We start from the raw sequence: 14,389 nt of genomic DNA, 5'->3' as shown, positions 1-14,389 counted from the left end.
CAAGGAATGAACCCTCGAGAGATCCGCTGGCGGGCCCGTTTGAGCAGAGGACATTCATTGCCCCCATAAGCGGCATTGTGCCGATGAAGACCGATGCGTCAAGAAAGAACCAAAATGCGACCCTCAGCCGCGGCTGAGCAACCAGAGCCGCTCGGACTCGCGCATGGCGGCCAGACGGGCGGCGGCGGCCTCGTCCGCCTCGGCGTCCCGGCCCCAGTTTTGTGCCTGAAATTCCTCGTCAATCCGGGACAGGGAATGGGCGGTTTCCGCGTCGATCCGCCTGCGGATCACCGCCAGTCCCAAGATCAGCGAACCCGGCAGAGTCACCAGATCGTGCAGCGCCATCAGCCCAAAAGGATCAAGTGCCGCAACGTCTGCTCGCAATTTCAGCAACACCTCGGGGTCCTGAGGCACCGGGATCACCCCATGGGTGATGCGCAGCGGCGCCCGCAGTTCAGTCGCCGCCCAGTCGATCAGCGGGTCCCAGCCCTCGGCCTGGGCGCGCAGCAACTCCTCTGGCTTGTCGGCACGATAGGCCAGCAGATCCGTATCTCCGTATTCCGCCAGCATGGACACGATGCCGTGAAATTGCGGCACCACCTTTTCGATGGCCGAGTTGGACGCGCGGGTCAGCGGCATGCGGTTTGGCTGGATCTCGTCCTGCACCGCCTGCCATTCATCGGCGACGGCCAGTGCCAGCGCCTTGGTCGGCAGGTGCAGCGGTCGCTTGCCGGGGGTGCGCAAGGGGCGCTCGTCCAGCAGGACCGTCCAGCCCCTCTCTTCATTGTGGACCGCCACGGACGACCAGAAACGGCGCGCCTTCCATTCACTCATCTGCCCACTCCAGCAGCACACGGGTCAGCGCGGGATAGTCCGGCGCGATCAGATACGCCCCGGCCGCATGCAGTTCTTCGGCCGGGCAGAACCCCCAGCCGACGCCATAGCCCGCGACCCCGGCGGACCGGGCCATTTCCATGTCGAAAACGGAATCGCCCACCATCACCGCACGCGCGGCCGGAACGCCGGTTTCCGACAGCGCGCTTTCCAGCATCGCCGGATGCGGCTTGGACGGGTGACCGTCCGCCGATTGCCGGGTGATAAAGCGCCGGGTCAGCCCATGCGCATCAAGGATCGCGGTCAGGCCGCGCGCCGGCTTGCCGGTGGCGATGCCCAGCAGAACCTCGTCCAGCGAGGCCAGCGCATCCAGACACTCCAGCGCGCCGGGATAGAGCGGCGGCAAAGCCCCGGCCGCGCGCGAGGCGATGAAGGATTCGCGATAGCCCGCCACCACACGGTCATGCAGGTCCGGGCCCGCCCCGGGCAGCAACCTCGCCACCGCGACCGGCAAGGACAGTCCGACGATGGACAGGATACTGGCTGGTTCCATCTCGGGCAGGCCGGCGATCACCATGGCGCGGTTCATCGCATCGGTGATCTCGTGCTGGCTGTCGACCAGCGTGCCGTCGATGTCAAAGATCACCAGTTTCATGACGCCTCGGCGAAAGGATCTTCAGGCACGTCGTTTTCCGACCAGCCAAAGGTTTTCCAGGTGCGCAGCATATGTTCGGGCAAGGGCGCGGTGATGGTGATGAGCTTCTTGGTGATCGGATGCTCAAAGCGGATCATGCGGGCGTGCAGGTGCAGCTTACGACTGATCTCTCCGCCAAGTTGGGCGCCCCAGCCGTCGCCAAGGTTTTCCTGCCCCGAGCCGCCATATTTGCCGTCACCTACGATGGGGTGTCCGATCTCGGCCATATGGGCGCGCAATTGGTGCGTGCGGCCGGTGATGGGAACCATCGCGGCCCAACTGACCCGCGCACCCAAGGCATCCAGCACGGCGTAATCGGTATGGGCACGCTTCGCGCCCTCAGTCGTGGCGACAGCCGAAGGATGGACGGCCATCATCTTCTCTCCCTCGCCGCCCCGGCCGCGGCCCGGAGCCTTGACCAGCCCGTATTTGATCGAACCCATGCGCGGATGGGGCACCCCGGCCACGGCGGCCCAATAGATCTTGCGGGTCAGGCGGTGCCGAAACGCCTCGGACAGCGCGCGGGCGATGCGATCGGTGCGCGCCAACAGCAGCACCCCGGAGGTGTCCTTGTCCAGCCGGTGCACCAGCTTGGGCCGGTCCTTGAAGCCGAACATCAGCGCGGCGGTCAGCCCGTCCACATGCCGGTCGCCCTGCCCCGAGCCGCCCTGCGACGGCAGGCCCGGCGGCTTGTTCAGCGCGATGATATGTTCGTCGCGCCACAAGACGCAGGACTGGATCATCTCGGCATCGGACTGTTTCACGCCGGGCTTTGGCGTGGTGGGTGGCGGCGCGCCCTCGGGCAGGGGCGGCACACGCACCTCTTGCCCCGTTTCGATGCGGGTATTCGCCTTGACCCGAGCGCCATCGACGCGCAACTGGCCGGTCCGACACCATTTCTCGACTGCACCTTGCGTCAGTTGCGGAAACCGCTTTTTCAGCCAACGGTCGATGCGCTGGTCGCCTTCGTCATGGCCCACGCGGATGGTCTGAACGCTGCTCATGCGAAAATCCCCCGGCCGATGGCAAGCCCCAGGACCACCGCCGCCAGCGACAACACGACCGAGCCCAGCACATAACCCAGCGCAATCGTGCTTGCGCCGCGTTCCCACAGGGTCATGGTGTCCAGCGCAAAGGCAGAAAAAGTGGTGTATCCGCCCAACACGCCGGTCAACAGAAAGGGCGCCAGATGCTGCCCGCCCCTATGCGCCAGCAATGCGGCCAGCAGCCCCATCGCCAGACAGCCAGAGATGTTCACGCAAAACGTGCCAAGCGGATAGCCGGGGGTCAGGCGCGCTGCCAGAATATTGATCCCGTGCCGCGCGGTCGAGCCTATGGCCCCACCTAACGCGACCTGAAGGAAAGTGTGTTTCATGCTTTATCCTCTGCCCGTCGCTTCTGGCGCAGCCCGGCGAACCATTCAACGCGCTTTTTCAACTCTCGCTCGAATCCGCGCTCGACAGGCAGGTAAAGGACCGGGCGTTTCATGCCATCTGGAAAGTAGTTCTGGCCCGAGAAAGCATCCTCGGCATCGTGATCATAGCGATAACCCGCGCCATAGCCCTGTTCCGACATCAGCCCGGTCGGCGCATTCAGGATATGCTTGGGCGGCATCTGGCTGCCCGAACGCCGCGCCAGATCGCGGGCACCCTTGTAGGCGGCATAACCCGCATTGGATTTGGGCGCCAGTGCCAGATAGATCGTAGCCTGCGCCAGCGCCAGTTCGCCCTCGGGGCTGCCCAACCGCTCGTAAAGCGCCCAGGCATCCAGGCAATGACGCTGCGCCGCGGGGTCGGCAAGGCCGATATCCTCGATCGCCATGCGGGTCAGGCGACGGGCGATGAAGCGCGGATCCTCGCCCCCTTCCAGCATGCGCGACAGCCAGTAAAGCGCCGCATCCGGGTCGCTGCCACGCACCGATTTGTGCAGGGCCGAGATCAGGTTGTAATGCTCATCCCCCGATTTGTCGTATTTTGCGGCGCGACGCATCAGTCGTTGCGCCAATTGTTCAGTGTCCAGCTGACCCGTGACCTTCCAGGCCATAACCTGCTCGATCAGGTTCAGAACGGTGCGGCCGTCGCCATCCGCCATCTCCAGCAGCCGGTCGCGGGCCTCGGCCGTCAGCGGCAGGGCGCGGCCCATCTCTTGCTCGGCGCGCTGCGCCAGACGCTCCAGTCCGGCCAGGTCCAGTCGCTCCAGCACGATGACCTGGGCGCGGGACAACAGCGCCGCATTCAGTTCGAAACTGGGGTTTTCCGTGGTGGCGCCGACCAGCGTGATCGTGCCATCCTCCATATGCGGCAGGAAACTGTCCTGCTGCGCCTTGTTGAAACGGTGGATCTCATCGACGAAAAGCAGGGTGCCCCGTCCCTGTTGGCGACGCAGCCGGGCGGCGTCGAAAACCTTGCGCAATTCGGGCACGCCGGAAAATATCGCCGAGATCTGCACGAATGCCAGATCGGTTTCCTGCGCCAGAAGCCGGGCGATGGTGGTCTTGCCGACCCCGGGTGGTCCCCAGAGGATCAGCGAAGACAGGCTTGCGGCGCCCAGCATCGCACCAAGCGGGCCGTCGGGGCCAAGAACCTTGTCCTGGCCAACGACATCGGACAGCCGCGCCGGACGGATCCGGTCGGCCAGAGGGCGCGCCACCGGGCGCGCAGGTTCGCCCGAGGGGGGCGCGGTGTCGAATAGGTCTGCCATGCGGGCAACATGTTACGCCGCCCGCATCATGCGCGAAAGACCCTCCACCCAGCGGAACCCATCAGTGCATCTTGGTCGCCAGATTGATCGAAACGCATTGGAAATAACCGTCGTCGATCCAGACCACCGGGCCCATCGCCTGCGCATCCAGACCGCAAGGCACCAGCCAGCGCGGCCAGGTCGAGGCAACAAGGCAAACCAGCCGCGAAGCGCCCTGTTCACGGGCCGAGTTGGTCATTTCCTGCACGAGGTTCAGGTGCACGCGGCGACGTTCCCGCTGCGGGATCGTATGGTCGACGAACAGGCGGCTGGCTTCCCATACACCCTCGTCAACCGGCGCCGGTTCGTCCAGCAGATTCTGGGGAATCGAACCGCCCAGCAGATCCATCTGCGCATCGCGGATCATATAGGAATACATCCCGCAACGTGCCGTGGTGGGCGTCAGGCGCACGCCGGCCAGCACCCGGCCATTTTCATGGATCGCCACCCAGCGGCTCATCGGGGTGTCGTATTGGTCGAACTCCATGTCGTCCGTCTGGGGCAGGTTCCAGCGTTTTTGGACGATGAAGCTTTGCTTGCGGGCGCGAAAGATGTTTGCGAACAGCTCGCCGTGGTTATGGAGGTTGGCGAACGAAAGTGTGGTGGTCTGCATTGGTCTTCTCCTGGGTTATGGTGGTGGCCCCAGGTGTAAACCGCAACGGTGGAGGAACCATTTACAGCAAGCGGTAATCCTTGGCCCGTTGCAGCGCCTCGGCCGTCGTGCGCGCCATGAGTCGTTCGCGTGCCGAGATGAGACGTGCCTTGAATGCGCTTTCCGTTATACCAAGCTTGGCAGCCGCCGCTGCATGACGATCCCCCTCTGCGATACACCGAAGGGCCTCTTGCTGAGCCTTCGTCAGGCTCTCCGGCGGCTCCGTTATATCGTGAAGCCGTCGTAGCGTTGCCGAGATCACTTCGATCTCGTCATCCGTGAATTCCCGCTTGTCATGGGCAAAGGCAGCGATGGTGCGCGACTTGATCGGTCCATGGGCTACGACCAGACCGTAGTGCAGGCCGTGATCCGCTGCATCCTGAAGAATCGAAAAAGGGTCGGGAATCGGCAGCACGCTCCACCGGCAGGCCCCGGTCGTCGAAAATCCCCAGGCGATGGTGGGATCGCGAAGGGCATATGCCCTTTCGGAATAGCGTTGAGCCCATTCCTTGTTATAGGTCTGGAACTGCATCAGGGGTGCAGCAAAGCGAATGTGCAGCCCGATGAAATAGCCCGCCGGAGCGAGCTTTTTCAGCTTGGCGAGTGCAGCATTGATTTCCGCGCGTGACGACATGACTTTTTGGACAGATTGCGTTTGTTCTAGTTACAAGGAAAAATGGCACGGTTCACAGTGTATTCAAGCAATACCGTGTTTATGAGCGACGTTTTTCTTAATACCGGCTGATTGATCGGCTGGTAGGATGACGCATAGCCGGCTTTCGCCCCTGAGCGCAAGCCGCGCCCATTTTTATAATTCCGCATGTTTACTGGCTAAACCCCTGCCGCTCACGGAAAATGAACTATACGGATCATTTTATCTGGCTGAGACAAGAGTTCCGTACTGTGGCAAAAAAGCCCGCAGCCATCGGTATGGCTGCGGGCATGCACATTCTCTTAACCCCAAGAAAGAGCTAAATTTCTTACGATTCGTCGGCGTCCGATTCCGCTTCCAGACGGGCGCGATCCGCAGCACCCTTGGCGCTGGTGTCGCGCTCGACGAATTCGATGATCGCCATCGGGGCCATGTCGCCATAGCGGAAACCGGCCTTCATGATGCGGACATAACCGCCTTGACGGTCCTTGTAGCGGGGACCCAGCACCTCGAACAGCTTGGCAACATGGCTGTCCTGTTTAAGCTGCGCATCGGCCTGACGGCGGGCATGCAGATCGCCGCGTTTGGCCAGCGTGATCAGCTTTTCAACGATAGGACGCAATTCCTTGGCCTTGGGCAGAGTGGTCTTGATCTGCTCATGCTCGATCAGCGAGCCAGCCATATTGGCGAAAAGCGCCTTGCGGTGCTCGTGGGTGCGGTTCAGGCGGCGATAGCCGCGGGCGTGACGCATTACATTTCTCCTTAACGTCTTTTGCTTTGTCTGGCAGCCCATGCGTGCGGGCCGCTCTCCTTGGGGCTAGATGCCCGATATTCCGGGGGCGTCATGATTTGCATGTCGCCCCCGGTATTCCGTCAGAACTGGTCGTCGAAACGTTTGGCCAGATCTTCGATATTCTCCGGCGGCCAATCCACGACATCCATGCCAAGATGCAGGCCCATGCCGGACAGCACCTCTTTGATCTCGTTCAGCGACTTGCGGCCGAAGTTCGGCGTGCGCAGCATCTCTGCCTCGGTCTTCTGGATAAGATCGCCGATATAGACGATGTTGTCGTTCTTGAGGCAGTTCGCCGAACGCACCGAAAGTTCGAGCTCGTCCACCTTCTTCAGCAGGCGCGGGTCGAATTCCAGCCCGTCCTCGGCATCCGAGCGGGTGGCGGTTTCCGGCTCGTCGAAGTTGACGAAAACCGAAAGCTGGTCCTGGATGATGCGCGCGGCATAGGCCACGGCGTCTTCCGGGGTCAGAGAACCGTCAGTCTCGACCTTCATGGTCAGCTTGTCATAGTCCAGCACCTGACCCTCGCGGGTGGGCGCAACCTCGTAGCTGACGCGCTTGACCGGCGAGAAGATGGCGTCGATCGGAATCAGGCCGATGGGCGCGTCCTCGGGACGGTTCTTGTCGGCGGCGACATATCCCTTGCCGTTGGCGACGGTAAGTTCCACGTGCAGTTCAGCCCCCTCGTCGAGGTGGCAGATGACATGGTCGCGGTTCAGGATGGTGATGCCGGCGGTTTCCTGGATGTCGCCCGCCTTGACCTCGCCCGGCCCCTTGGCCGAAAGCGTCAAGCGCTTGGGCGCATCGACTTCCATCTTCAGCGTCACGCCCTTGAGGTTCAGGACGATGTCCGTCACGTCCTCGCGTACGCCGGGAACGGACGAAAATTCATGCAGCACATTGTCGATCTGAACCGAGGTGATGGCCGCGCCTTGCAGCGACGACATCAGCACGCGCCGCAGCGCGTTGCCCAGCGTCAGGCCGAACCCGCGCTCCAGCGGCTCCGCCACGACGGTGGCCACGCGCGACGAATCGGCGCCCGGCTTGATTTCAAGCTGGGTCGGCTTGATCAGTTCAGCCCAATTCTTATGGATCATGCGTTTGCCTCCATACCAGTTCCCGACCCATGACCGTTGGTCGAAAACGCCCGAGGTGAAATGCGAAAAGCGCCCCGCGCGGACAGGCCCGCACGGAACGTGTCAAGATCGTAACCGATCAGACCCGGCGGCGTTTCGGCGGGCGGCAACCGTTGTGAGCGATGGGGGTCACGTCACGGATCGCCGTGATGTTGAAACCGACCGCAGCCAATGCGCGCAGTGCCGATTCGCGACCCGAACCGGGGCCCTGCACTTCGACTTCCAGCGTGCGAACGCCGTGCTCTTGCGCCTTGCGGCCAGCGTCCTCGGCGGCCATCTGCGCCGCATAGGGGGTCGATTTGCGCGAGCCCTTGAAGCCCATGGTGCCGGCCGACGACCAAGAGATCGCGTTGCCCTGCACGTCCGAGATCAGGATTTTGGTGTTGTTGAAGGACGAATTTACATGCGCCACACCGGTGGCAATGTTCTTGCGCTCTTTGCGCTTGATACGGGTTTTATCGCGAGCCATGTCCGTTCCCCCTTATTTCTTCTTGCCGGCGATGGGTTTCGCCGGGCCCTTGCGGGTGCGGGCATTGGTGTGCGTGCGCTGGCCGCGAACCGGCAGGCCGCGACGGTGGCGCAGGCCACGATAGGAACCCAGATCCATCATGCGCTTGATGTTCATCTGCGTTTCGCGACGCAGGTCGCCTTCGACGGTGTAGTTGGCGTCGATGTATTCGCGAATCTTCAGAACTTCGGCATCCGACAGTTCGTTGACGCGGCGGCTGGGCTCGATGCCGACAGCAGCAACGATCTCACCAGCAAATTTCGAGCCGATTCCGTGGATATAGGTCAGGGCGATCGGGACGCGTTTCCCGGTCGGAATGTTGACGCCAGCAATACGAGCCACGCGTGTTTCCTTTTCCATGTTGCGGTTCCGTAGCACCGGAACCTTTTTTCACAACCAAAGACCCGAAAGCCATGCCTTCGGGTCTTGAAGCGACATCCGGGACGTCCGGATGATTCTCTTGCGAGATGCTGCGAATTAATGGATTCGCAGCCCGAGGTCAAGTCTAGGACGGGATCTTGTCCATCACCTTGGCGACCTCGCTGGCCACATCGTCGATGTTGGCCAAGCCATCCACCGTCTTGAGGTTGCCCTTGACATAGTAATAGCCGATCAGCGGTGAGGTTTTCTTGTAATACTCCATCAACCGGGTCTTGAGGCTATCCTCGTTGTCGTCGGCACGCCGGCGCAGGTCGGTCGAGCCACAGACGTCGCATTTGCCGGCTTCTTTCGTCGGCTTGGTCACATCGTGATAGACCTCGCCGCAATTGCCGCAAGTGAAGCGCCCGGTGATCCGCGAGATCAGCGCCCCGTCGTCCACCCGCATCTCGATCACGGCGTTGATACGCTGATCCATCTCGGCCATCAGCGCCTGCAGCGCATCGGCTTGCGCGAGCGTGCGGGGGAAACCGTCGAAGATAAAACCTTTCCCACCCTGCCCCAGCTTTTCGCGGATCAGGCCGATGACGATCTCGTCCGTCACCAGTTCGCCCCGGTCCATCACCTCGGCCACGCGCTTGCCCATCTCGCTATCCGAGTTGCGCGCCTCGCGCAGCATGTCGCCGGTGGAGAGCTGGACAAGACCGCGCTCCTCGATCAGCCGCCGGGCCTGCGTGCCTTTGCCTGCGCCCGGCGGACCCAGCAGAATGATGTTGATCGCCATGTCGTCGTCCCTCTCCTACCCTTTATTCCGGGCTTATTCCTAACGGCGGGCGGGGGCCTTGCGGGGCTTGGCTGCCCCGGTCTTGCCACGCTTGCCGCGCAGTTGCGATTTTTCGATCAAACCTTCGTATTGGTGGGCAAGCAAGTGGCTTTGCACCTGGTTGATCGTATCCATGACCACGCTGACAACGATCAGCACCGAAGTCCCACCGAAATAGAACGGGATGGACAATTGGTCGCGGATGATCTCGGGCAGCAGGCAGACAAAGGCCAGATAGGCCGAGCCGATCACCAGCACCCGCGTCACCACATAGGTCAGGTAATCCTCGGTCCGCTTGCCCGGACGGATGCCGGGAATGAACCCACCCTGGTTCTTCAGGTTCTCTGCCACGTCCTCGGTCTTGAAGCTGACGTTGAACGTGTAAAAGTAAGTGAAGAACACGATCATCGCTGCGAAGAACAGCAGATAAAGCGGCTGGCCCGGGCCGAAATACGCCAGAACCGTCGACATGACCGGCCCGGCCTGATTGCCTGAGAAGGTCGAGATCGTCACCGGCAAAAGCAGAAGCGAGCTGGCGAAGATCGCCGGAATCACGCCAGCCGGATTCACCTTGATCGGCAGGTGCGACGATTGACCGTCATAGACCTTCATCCCGACTTGGCGGCGCGGATACTGGATATGGATCTTGCGCAGCGCGCGCTCCATGAACACCACAAAGGCGATCACCGCAGCCACCATGACGATCACACCCAAAATCACCGGGGTCGAGATGGCACCCGAACGGCCTTGCGCCAGGAACTGCGCCAGATGGCTAGGAATCTCGGCCACGATGCCGACAAAGATGATCAGCGAGATGCCGTTGCCGATGCCGCGGGCCGTGATCTGCTCACCCAGCCACATCAGGAACATTGTGCCACCGACAAGGGTGATGACCACCGAGGCGCGGAAGAACATCCCGGGCTCATGCGCGAGATTGCCGTGCTCAAGACTGACAGCCAGACCCCAGGCTTGGAAGAGCGCCAGCAGCACCGTGCCATAACGCGTATATTGGTTGATCTTTTTGCGGCCCTGTTCGCCCTCTTTTTTGAGCTGCTCCAGCGCCGGCACCATCGAGGCCAGAAGCTGAACGATAATCGAGGCCGAGATATAGGGCATAATTCCCAGGGCAAATACGCCCATCCGCCCCAGCGCGCCGCCGGTGAACATGGACAGGATCCCGCCGATGCCGGACTGGGCCTGATCCATGAAGTTGCGCAGCGCGGCGCCGTCGATGCCCGGCACCGGTATATAGGTGCCGAGGCGATAGATGATGAGAAGTCCGAGGGTGAACCAGATTCTCTGGCGCAGCTCGGTCGCCTTGCCGAGCGCGCCCCAAGACAGGTTCGCGGCCATCTGTTCTGCGGCTGACGCCATGCTTGAGCCCCTTCGTGGCAGCGCCGCCGGATCGTTTCCCGATCCCGCGGCGCCTGGAAAACTTGGAAAGCTATCTATGGGGCGCGGGCGCGCCCTTCAACAGCTTATTCGGCCGCGGCGGTTTCTTTCGCCGGACGGGTGACGGCGATCTTGCCCCCAGCCTTCTCGACGGCCTCAACGGCGGCTTTGGACGCGCCGGCAACGGTCAGGTTCAGCGCAACCGTGATCTCACCCTTGGCCAGCACACGCACGCCGTCCAGCTTGCGGCGGATGACGCCTGCAGCGACAAGCGCGTCTTCGGTTACGTCGGATTTGGCGTCCAGCTTGCCTGCATCCACGAAGGCCTGCAACTGGCCCAGGTTCACCACTGCGAACTCAAGGCGATTCGGCTTGCTGAAGCCGCGCTTGGGCAGGCGGCGATACAGCGGCATTTGGCCGCCTTCATAACCGTTCAGCGCCACGCCCGAACGCGAGGTCTGGCCTTTGATACCACGACCAGCGGTCTTGCCCTTGCCCGAGCCGGGGCCGCGCGCAACGCGCTTTTTCTTGCGGTTGGCGCCGGGGTTGTCGTGAAGTTCATTCAGTTTCATATCGCTTCTCCTTGGCCGGAAACGCCCCATGAAGCGAAAGGGGGCGAACGCGGCATTTCTTGCTTGTTCGAGTCGTGCCAGAGGGCACGAGCGGTCTTTATACAGCAGCCCGTCCAAGGTCAATAACGAGCGGCATCGAAGCAGGCCGGATCACAGCTCCAGCCAGCAGCCTATCTTCAGCGCCAATTCGCCCTCACCCGAAAGCGGTGTGATCAGCCCAAGTTCCAGCTTGGCAGGCCCCAAAATATCCCGCACGGCCGAGCTTGCCAGACTGGCGGAAAAACCCCAGTCCTCGCGATCTTCCAAACGCAACTGGTTGATGAACGTCCAGGACGATGTGGCGTGCCAACCCAGCGTCGCTTCGGCTTTTATCGAAGTTTCGGGGGTGATGTAGGCTAGAATCCCCACGCCGTCCGCCGCCAGCCGCTCAATCTCGGCTTCGTCCTTCAGCTTGGCCACCGCCTTGGCCCGGATCTCTGCAGAAAGCCAGCCGCCGCCGGCAATGCGGTCAAGCAACGGCACCGTTTCGAGCCCCCTGCCCCAACTGACAGCCACCTGGCCAACTGGTATATCAGCACCGCCGCGTTCAACCACGCCCGCGCCAAAGGACAACGCCCAGCGATCAGGTCCTTTGCCCCGGTCAAGCGCGCGTTGCAGCCAGAACATCGCGCTGGTTTCATCTGCACCTGACCGACCAAGCTCCATACCTAAGGTCAGGCTCGGCCTTAGCCCATATTCGCCGTAAAGCGCCGCATAGCTGCTGCCTTCGGCATCGCGTTCGGTCGAAAGCGCAAGAAATATCCCCTTCATTTCGCGCGGCCAAGGACCGGCCAAGGCGCTATCAGCCAATAGCAGAGAGGTCAGCACGAGGCTGCGGATCAGGCGCGGCACGTCAAGCATCCTCCTGCAAGGCCGATGCCGCATTCCTAGGGGAAAATCGTTAGGAATAAGTTAACGCGCAAACGAAAACGCCCCGGATCACTCCGGGGCGCATTCAAGAAACGAAGCGTGGCAGATCAGCCGCGCTCTTCGATGATGGTCACCAGATGTGGGATCTTGGCCACCATGCCGCGCACGGAGGGGGTGTCCTCCAACTCGCGGGTGCGGTTCATCTTGTTCAGGCCAAGGCCCTTCAGCGTCTCGCGCTGGATGGCCGGGCGGCGGATCGGAGAGCCGATCTGCTTCACAACGATGGTTTTTGCCATGTGCCTGTCTCCTTACGCTTCGACGGCGGCTTCGGCCGGCTTGTCGTTAGACGGCAGGATCTCGGCAACCTTCTTGCCACGACGCTGGGCGACGTTGCGCGGCGAAGCTTCCTTTTTCAGACCGTCAATAGTGGCGCGGATCATGTTGTAGGGGTTTTGCGACCCCTGCGACTTGGCCACGACGTCCTGAACGCCCAGCATCTCGAACACGGCGCGCATCGGGCCGCCGGCGATGATACCGGTACCCGGAACGGCGGTCCGCATGATCACCTTACCGGCGCCGTGACGGCCCTCGATATCGTGATGCAGCGTGCGGCCGTCGCGCAGCGGAACGCGAACGAGGCTGCGTTTGGCTTGTTCGGTCGCCTTGCGGATCGCCTCGGGCACTTCCTTGGCCTTGCCTTTGCCAAAGCCGACGCGGCCACGCTGGTCACCAACCACCACCAGAGCGGCAAAGCCGAAACGCTTGCCCCCCTTGACGGTTTTCGACACGCGGTTGATCGCGACCAGACGATCAGCGAATTCCGGGGTTTCTTCGCGCTCTTCGCGGCGGCCCCGACGGTTGTCACGTTCTGCCATAAGGCATTCCTTATAAGCTGGCGCAGTCCGCGCCGTTAAATCCAATCCTAGTGGGTCGCCGCCAAAGCGGAAAGCCCCCGGATCATCGGGGTGGCGCAGGCGCCACCCGCAATCATCAGAACTTCAGGCCGCCTTCGCGGGCAGCATCCGCCAGCGCCTTGATCTTGCCGTGGAACAGGAAGCCGCCGCGGTCGAAAATCACCTCTTCGACGCCGGCTTTCTTCGCACGTTCCGCAATCGCGGCGCCGATTTTGGCCGCCGCTTCGACATTGTTCTTGCCGACAACGCCCAGGTCCTTTTCCAGCGAAGACGCCGCAGCCAGGGTTACCCCTTTCACGTCGTCGATCACCTGAACGCTGATGTTCTTGGAAGAACGGTGGACGGACAGACGCGGACGACCGTCCGAGATCTTCCGCAACTTGTTCCGCACGCGCAGGCGGCGCTTTTGGAACAGCTCTCTTTTGTTCAGTGCCATTTTTGCGCCCCTTACTTCTTCTTGCCTTCCTTGCGGAAGACGACCTCACCCTTGTAGCGGATGCCCTTGCCCTTATAGGGCTCGGGGCGGCGCCACTCGCGGATGTTCGCGGCGACCTGGCCGACCAATTGCTGGTCGATGCCTTCCACCACGATCTCGGTCTGTTTAGGAGCCGAGATGGTCACGCCTTCCGGCGTTTCGAAGTTCACGTCATGCGAATAACCCAACTGAAGCTTCAGGGTCTTGCCCTGCATCTGGGCGCGGTAACCGACGCCCTGGATTTCCAGCTCTCTCTTGAAGCCTTCGCTGACGCCGACGGTCAGGTTCTCGACCATCGAGCGGGTCATGCCCCACTGCTGACGGGCACGCTTGGACATGCCGCGCGGGGTCACCTTGACGGTCCCCTCTTCGACAGCCAGCGTCACGTCGTCAGCCGCGGTGAAGGTGCGGGTGCCTTTCGGCCCCTTCACCTCGATGGTCTGACCTTTGATCTCTGCAGTCACGCCCTTGGGGAGGGCGACCGGTTTTTTACCAATCCGAGACATCTCTGCCCTCCTTTAGAACACAGTGCAGAGCACTTCGCCGCCGACATTGGCGTTGCGAGCCGCTGCATCAGACATGACGCCTTTGGGCGTCGAGACGATGGAGACACCGAGGCCGTTGCGGACCTGCGGCAGTTCCTTGACCGAGGCATAGACGCGGCGGCCGGGTTTCGACACGCGGGCCAGTTCCCGGATCACCGGGGTGCCTTCGTAGTATTTCAGGCTGATTTCCAGCTCGGTATGACCCGAGGGAGTTTCAACCTGCTCATAGCCGCGGATGTAACCTTCGGCTTTCAATACGTCGAGCACCCAAGCGCGCAGCTTGGAGGTCGGCGTACGGACGGTCGATTTGCCGCGCATCTGCGCGTTGCGGATGCGGGTCAGCATATCGCCGAGAGGATCGTTCATCGACATA

Annotated in this window: 20 protein-coding genes; all 20 read right to left on the bottom strand. The window is 62.0% G+C overall.

What is annotated here, in order from left to right; translation table 11 throughout:
- Window positions 1–123: 123 nt before the first annotated feature.
- The 20 genes from JWJ88_RS02975 to rpsH all read right to left on the bottom strand — a co-directional run bounded on the left by JWJ88_RS02975 (window position 124) and on the right by rpsH (window position 14,388).
- A complete protein-coding gene (locus tag JWJ88_RS02975; protein WP_205294629.1) occupies window positions 124–834 on the bottom strand; it encodes an ATP12 family chaperone protein in 711 nt (236 codons plus the stop codon).
- Window positions 827–1,489: an HAD-IA family hydrolase gene (locus JWJ88_RS02970; RefSeq protein ID WP_205294628.1), complete on the bottom strand. Its 663-nt coding sequence runs from the start codon at window positions 1,487–1,489 to the stop codon at window positions 827–829. The genes JWJ88_RS02975 and JWJ88_RS02970 overlap by 8 nt, the downstream gene beginning before the upstream one ends.
- A complete protein-coding gene (locus tag JWJ88_RS02965; protein ID WP_205294627.1) occupies window positions 1,486–2,532 on the bottom strand; it encodes an RluA family pseudouridine synthase in 1,047 nt (348 codons plus the stop codon). The genes JWJ88_RS02970 and JWJ88_RS02965 overlap by 4 nt, the downstream gene beginning before the upstream one ends.
- Entirely contained in the window at window positions 2,529–2,903 is a 375-nt protein-coding gene (crcB, locus tag JWJ88_RS02960) for a fluoride efflux transporter CrcB (protein ID WP_205294626.1), read from the bottom strand. The genes JWJ88_RS02965 and crcB overlap by 4 nt, the downstream gene beginning before the upstream one ends.
- Window positions 2,900–4,228 (bottom strand): replication-associated recombination protein A, encoded by a 1,329-nt coding sequence (locus JWJ88_RS02955; protein ID WP_205294625.1) that lies wholly within the window; start codon window positions 4,226–4,228, stop codon window positions 2,900–2,902. The genes crcB and JWJ88_RS02955 overlap by 4 nt, the downstream gene beginning before the upstream one ends.
- 61 nt (window positions 4,229–4,289) lie before the next feature.
- Window positions 4,290–4,880 (bottom strand): acyl-homoserine-lactone synthase, encoded by a 591-nt coding sequence (locus JWJ88_RS02950; protein WP_205294624.1) that lies wholly within the window; start codon window positions 4,878–4,880, stop codon window positions 4,290–4,292.
- Window positions 4,881–4,941: 61 nt separating this feature from the next.
- Window positions 4,942–5,553, bottom strand: coding sequence for a helix-turn-helix transcriptional regulator (locus tag JWJ88_RS02945; protein ID WP_205294623.1), 612 nt, complete (start codon window positions 5,551–5,553; stop codon window positions 4,942–4,944).
- Between the two features lie 346 nt (window positions 5,554–5,899).
- Entirely contained in the window at window positions 5,900–6,322 is a 423-nt protein-coding gene (rplQ, locus tag JWJ88_RS02940) for a 50S ribosomal protein L17 (RefSeq protein WP_205294622.1), read from the bottom strand.
- Window positions 6,323–6,444: 122 nt separating this feature from the next.
- Window positions 6,445–7,461: a DNA-directed RNA polymerase subunit alpha gene (locus JWJ88_RS02935; protein WP_205294621.1), complete on the bottom strand. Its 1,017-nt coding sequence runs from the start codon at window positions 7,459–7,461 to the stop codon at window positions 6,445–6,447.
- A gap of 118 nt (window positions 7,462–7,579) precedes the next feature.
- On the bottom strand, window positions 7,580–7,969 hold the full coding sequence (gene rpsK / locus JWJ88_RS02930) for a 30S ribosomal protein S11 (protein WP_028713553.1): 390 nt from the start codon (window positions 7,967–7,969) through the stop codon (window positions 7,580–7,582).
- A gap of 12 nt (window positions 7,970–7,981) precedes the next feature.
- Window positions 7,982–8,350 (bottom strand): 30S ribosomal protein S13, encoded by a 369-nt coding sequence (gene rpsM, locus JWJ88_RS02925; protein ID WP_205294620.1) that lies wholly within the window; start codon window positions 8,348–8,350, stop codon window positions 7,982–7,984.
- Window positions 8,351–8,513: 163 nt separating this feature from the next.
- Entirely contained in the window at window positions 8,514–9,170 is a 657-nt protein-coding gene (locus tag JWJ88_RS02920; RefSeq protein WP_205294619.1) for an adenylate kinase, read from the bottom strand.
- A gap of 39 nt (window positions 9,171–9,209) precedes the next feature.
- Window positions 9,210–10,583, bottom strand: coding sequence for a preprotein translocase subunit SecY (gene secY / locus JWJ88_RS02915; protein WP_205294618.1), 1,374 nt, complete (start codon window positions 10,581–10,583; stop codon window positions 9,210–9,212).
- Window positions 10,584–10,687: 104 nt separating this feature from the next.
- Entirely contained in the window at window positions 10,688–11,173 is a 486-nt protein-coding gene (gene rplO, locus JWJ88_RS02910) for a 50S ribosomal protein L15 (protein WP_205294617.1), read from the bottom strand.
- Window positions 11,174–11,323: 150 nt separating this feature from the next.
- Window positions 11,324–12,064 (bottom strand): hypothetical protein, encoded by a 741-nt coding sequence (locus JWJ88_RS02905; protein WP_240200181.1) that lies wholly within the window; start codon window positions 12,062–12,064, stop codon window positions 11,324–11,326.
- Window positions 12,065–12,189: 125 nt separating this feature from the next.
- Window positions 12,190–12,378, bottom strand: a complete 189-nt coding sequence (gene rpmD / locus JWJ88_RS02900) for a 50S ribosomal protein L30 (RefSeq protein ID WP_205294616.1) — start codon at window positions 12,376–12,378, stop codon at window positions 12,190–12,192.
- A gap of 12 nt (window positions 12,379–12,390) precedes the next feature.
- Complete coding sequence (gene rpsE, locus JWJ88_RS02895; protein WP_205294615.1) at window positions 12,391–12,957, bottom strand: 30S ribosomal protein S5; 567 nt, start codon at window positions 12,955–12,957, stop codon at window positions 12,391–12,393.
- A gap of 115 nt (window positions 12,958–13,072) precedes the next feature.
- Window positions 13,073–13,432, bottom strand: coding sequence for a 50S ribosomal protein L18 (gene rplR, locus JWJ88_RS02890; RefSeq protein WP_011747115.1), 360 nt, complete (start codon window positions 13,430–13,432; stop codon window positions 13,073–13,075).
- Between the two features lie 11 nt (window positions 13,433–13,443).
- Window positions 13,444–13,977: a 50S ribosomal protein L6 gene (gene rplF / locus JWJ88_RS02885; protein ID WP_205294614.1), complete on the bottom strand. Its 534-nt coding sequence runs from the start codon at window positions 13,975–13,977 to the stop codon at window positions 13,444–13,446.
- Between the two features lie 12 nt (window positions 13,978–13,989).
- Window positions 13,990–14,388 (bottom strand): 30S ribosomal protein S8, encoded by a 399-nt coding sequence (rpsH, locus tag JWJ88_RS02880; protein WP_205294613.1) that lies wholly within the window; start codon window positions 14,386–14,388, stop codon window positions 13,990–13,992.
- Window position 14,389: the final 1 nt, after the last annotated feature.

The organism is Paracoccus methylovorus (assembly GCF_016919705.1).
In the GTDB taxonomy this organism is placed as follows: domain Bacteria; phylum Pseudomonadota; class Alphaproteobacteria; order Rhodobacterales; family Rhodobacteraceae; genus Paracoccus; species Paracoccus methylovorus.
Note: the sequence above shows the minus strand (reverse complement) of the source record. Positions and strands in the feature narration are given on the sequence as shown.

Excerpts from the sequence above, each read along its gene's own strand:
- JWJ88_RS02975 (WP_205294629.1), bottom strand. The coding sequence starts at position 834 with ATGAGTGAATGGAAGGCGCGCCGTTTCTGGTCGTCCGTGGCGGTCCAC.
- JWJ88_RS02970 (WP_205294628.1), bottom strand. The coding sequence starts at position 1,489 with ATGAAACTGGTGATCTTTGACATCGACGGCACGCTGGTCGACAGCCAG.
- JWJ88_RS02965 (WP_205294627.1), bottom strand. The coding sequence starts at position 2,532 with ATGAGCAGCGTTCAGACCATCCGCGTGGGCCATGACGAAGGCGACCAG.
- crcB (WP_205294626.1), bottom strand. The coding sequence starts at position 2,903 with ATGAAACACACTTTCCTTCAGGTCGCGTTAGGTGGGGCCATAGGCTCG.
- JWJ88_RS02955 (WP_205294625.1), bottom strand. The coding sequence starts at position 4,228 with ATGGCAGACCTATTCGACACCGCGCCCCCCTCGGGCGAACCTGCGCGC.
- JWJ88_RS02950 (WP_205294624.1), bottom strand. The coding sequence starts at position 4,880 with ATGCAGACCACCACACTTTCGTTCGCCAACCTCCATAACCACGGCGAG.
- JWJ88_RS02945 (WP_205294623.1), bottom strand. The coding sequence starts at position 5,553 with ATGTCGTCACGCGCGGAAATCAATGCTGCACTCGCCAAGCTGAAAAAG.
- rplQ (WP_205294622.1), bottom strand. The coding sequence starts at position 6,322 with ATGCGTCACGCCCGCGGCTATCGCCGCCTGAACCGCACCCACGAGCAC.
- JWJ88_RS02935 (WP_205294621.1), bottom strand. The coding sequence starts at position 7,461 with ATGATCCATAAGAATTGGGCTGAACTGATCAAGCCGACCCAGCTTGAA.
- rpsK (WP_028713553.1), bottom strand. The coding sequence starts at position 7,969 with ATGGCTCGCGATAAAACCCGTATCAAGCGCAAAGAGCGCAAGAACATT.
- JWJ88_RS02920 (WP_205294619.1), bottom strand. The coding sequence starts at position 9,170 with ATGGCGATCAACATCATTCTGCTGGGTCCGCCGGGCGCAGGCAAAGGC.
- secY (WP_205294618.1), bottom strand. The coding sequence starts at position 10,583 with ATGGCGTCAGCCGCAGAACAGATGGCCGCGAACCTGTCTTGGGGCGCG.
- rplO (WP_205294617.1), bottom strand. The coding sequence starts at position 11,173 with ATGAAACTGAATGAACTTCACGACAACCCCGGCGCCAACCGCAAGAAA.
- rpmD (WP_205294616.1), bottom strand. The coding sequence starts at position 12,378 with ATGGCAAAAACCATCGTTGTGAAGCAGATCGGCTCTCCGATCCGCCGC.
- rpsE (WP_205294615.1), bottom strand. The coding sequence starts at position 12,957 with ATGGCAGAACGTGACAACCGTCGGGGCCGCCGCGAAGAGCGCGAAGAA.
- rplR (WP_011747115.1), bottom strand. The coding sequence starts at position 13,432 with ATGGCACTGAACAAAAGAGAGCTGTTCCAAAAGCGCCGCCTGCGCGTG.
- rplF (WP_205294614.1), bottom strand. The coding sequence starts at position 13,977 with ATGTCTCGGATTGGTAAAAAACCGGTCGCCCTCCCCAAGGGCGTGACT.
- rpsH (WP_205294613.1), bottom strand. The coding sequence starts at position 14,388 with ATGTCGATGAACGATCCTCTCGGCGATATGCTGACCCGCATCCGCAAC.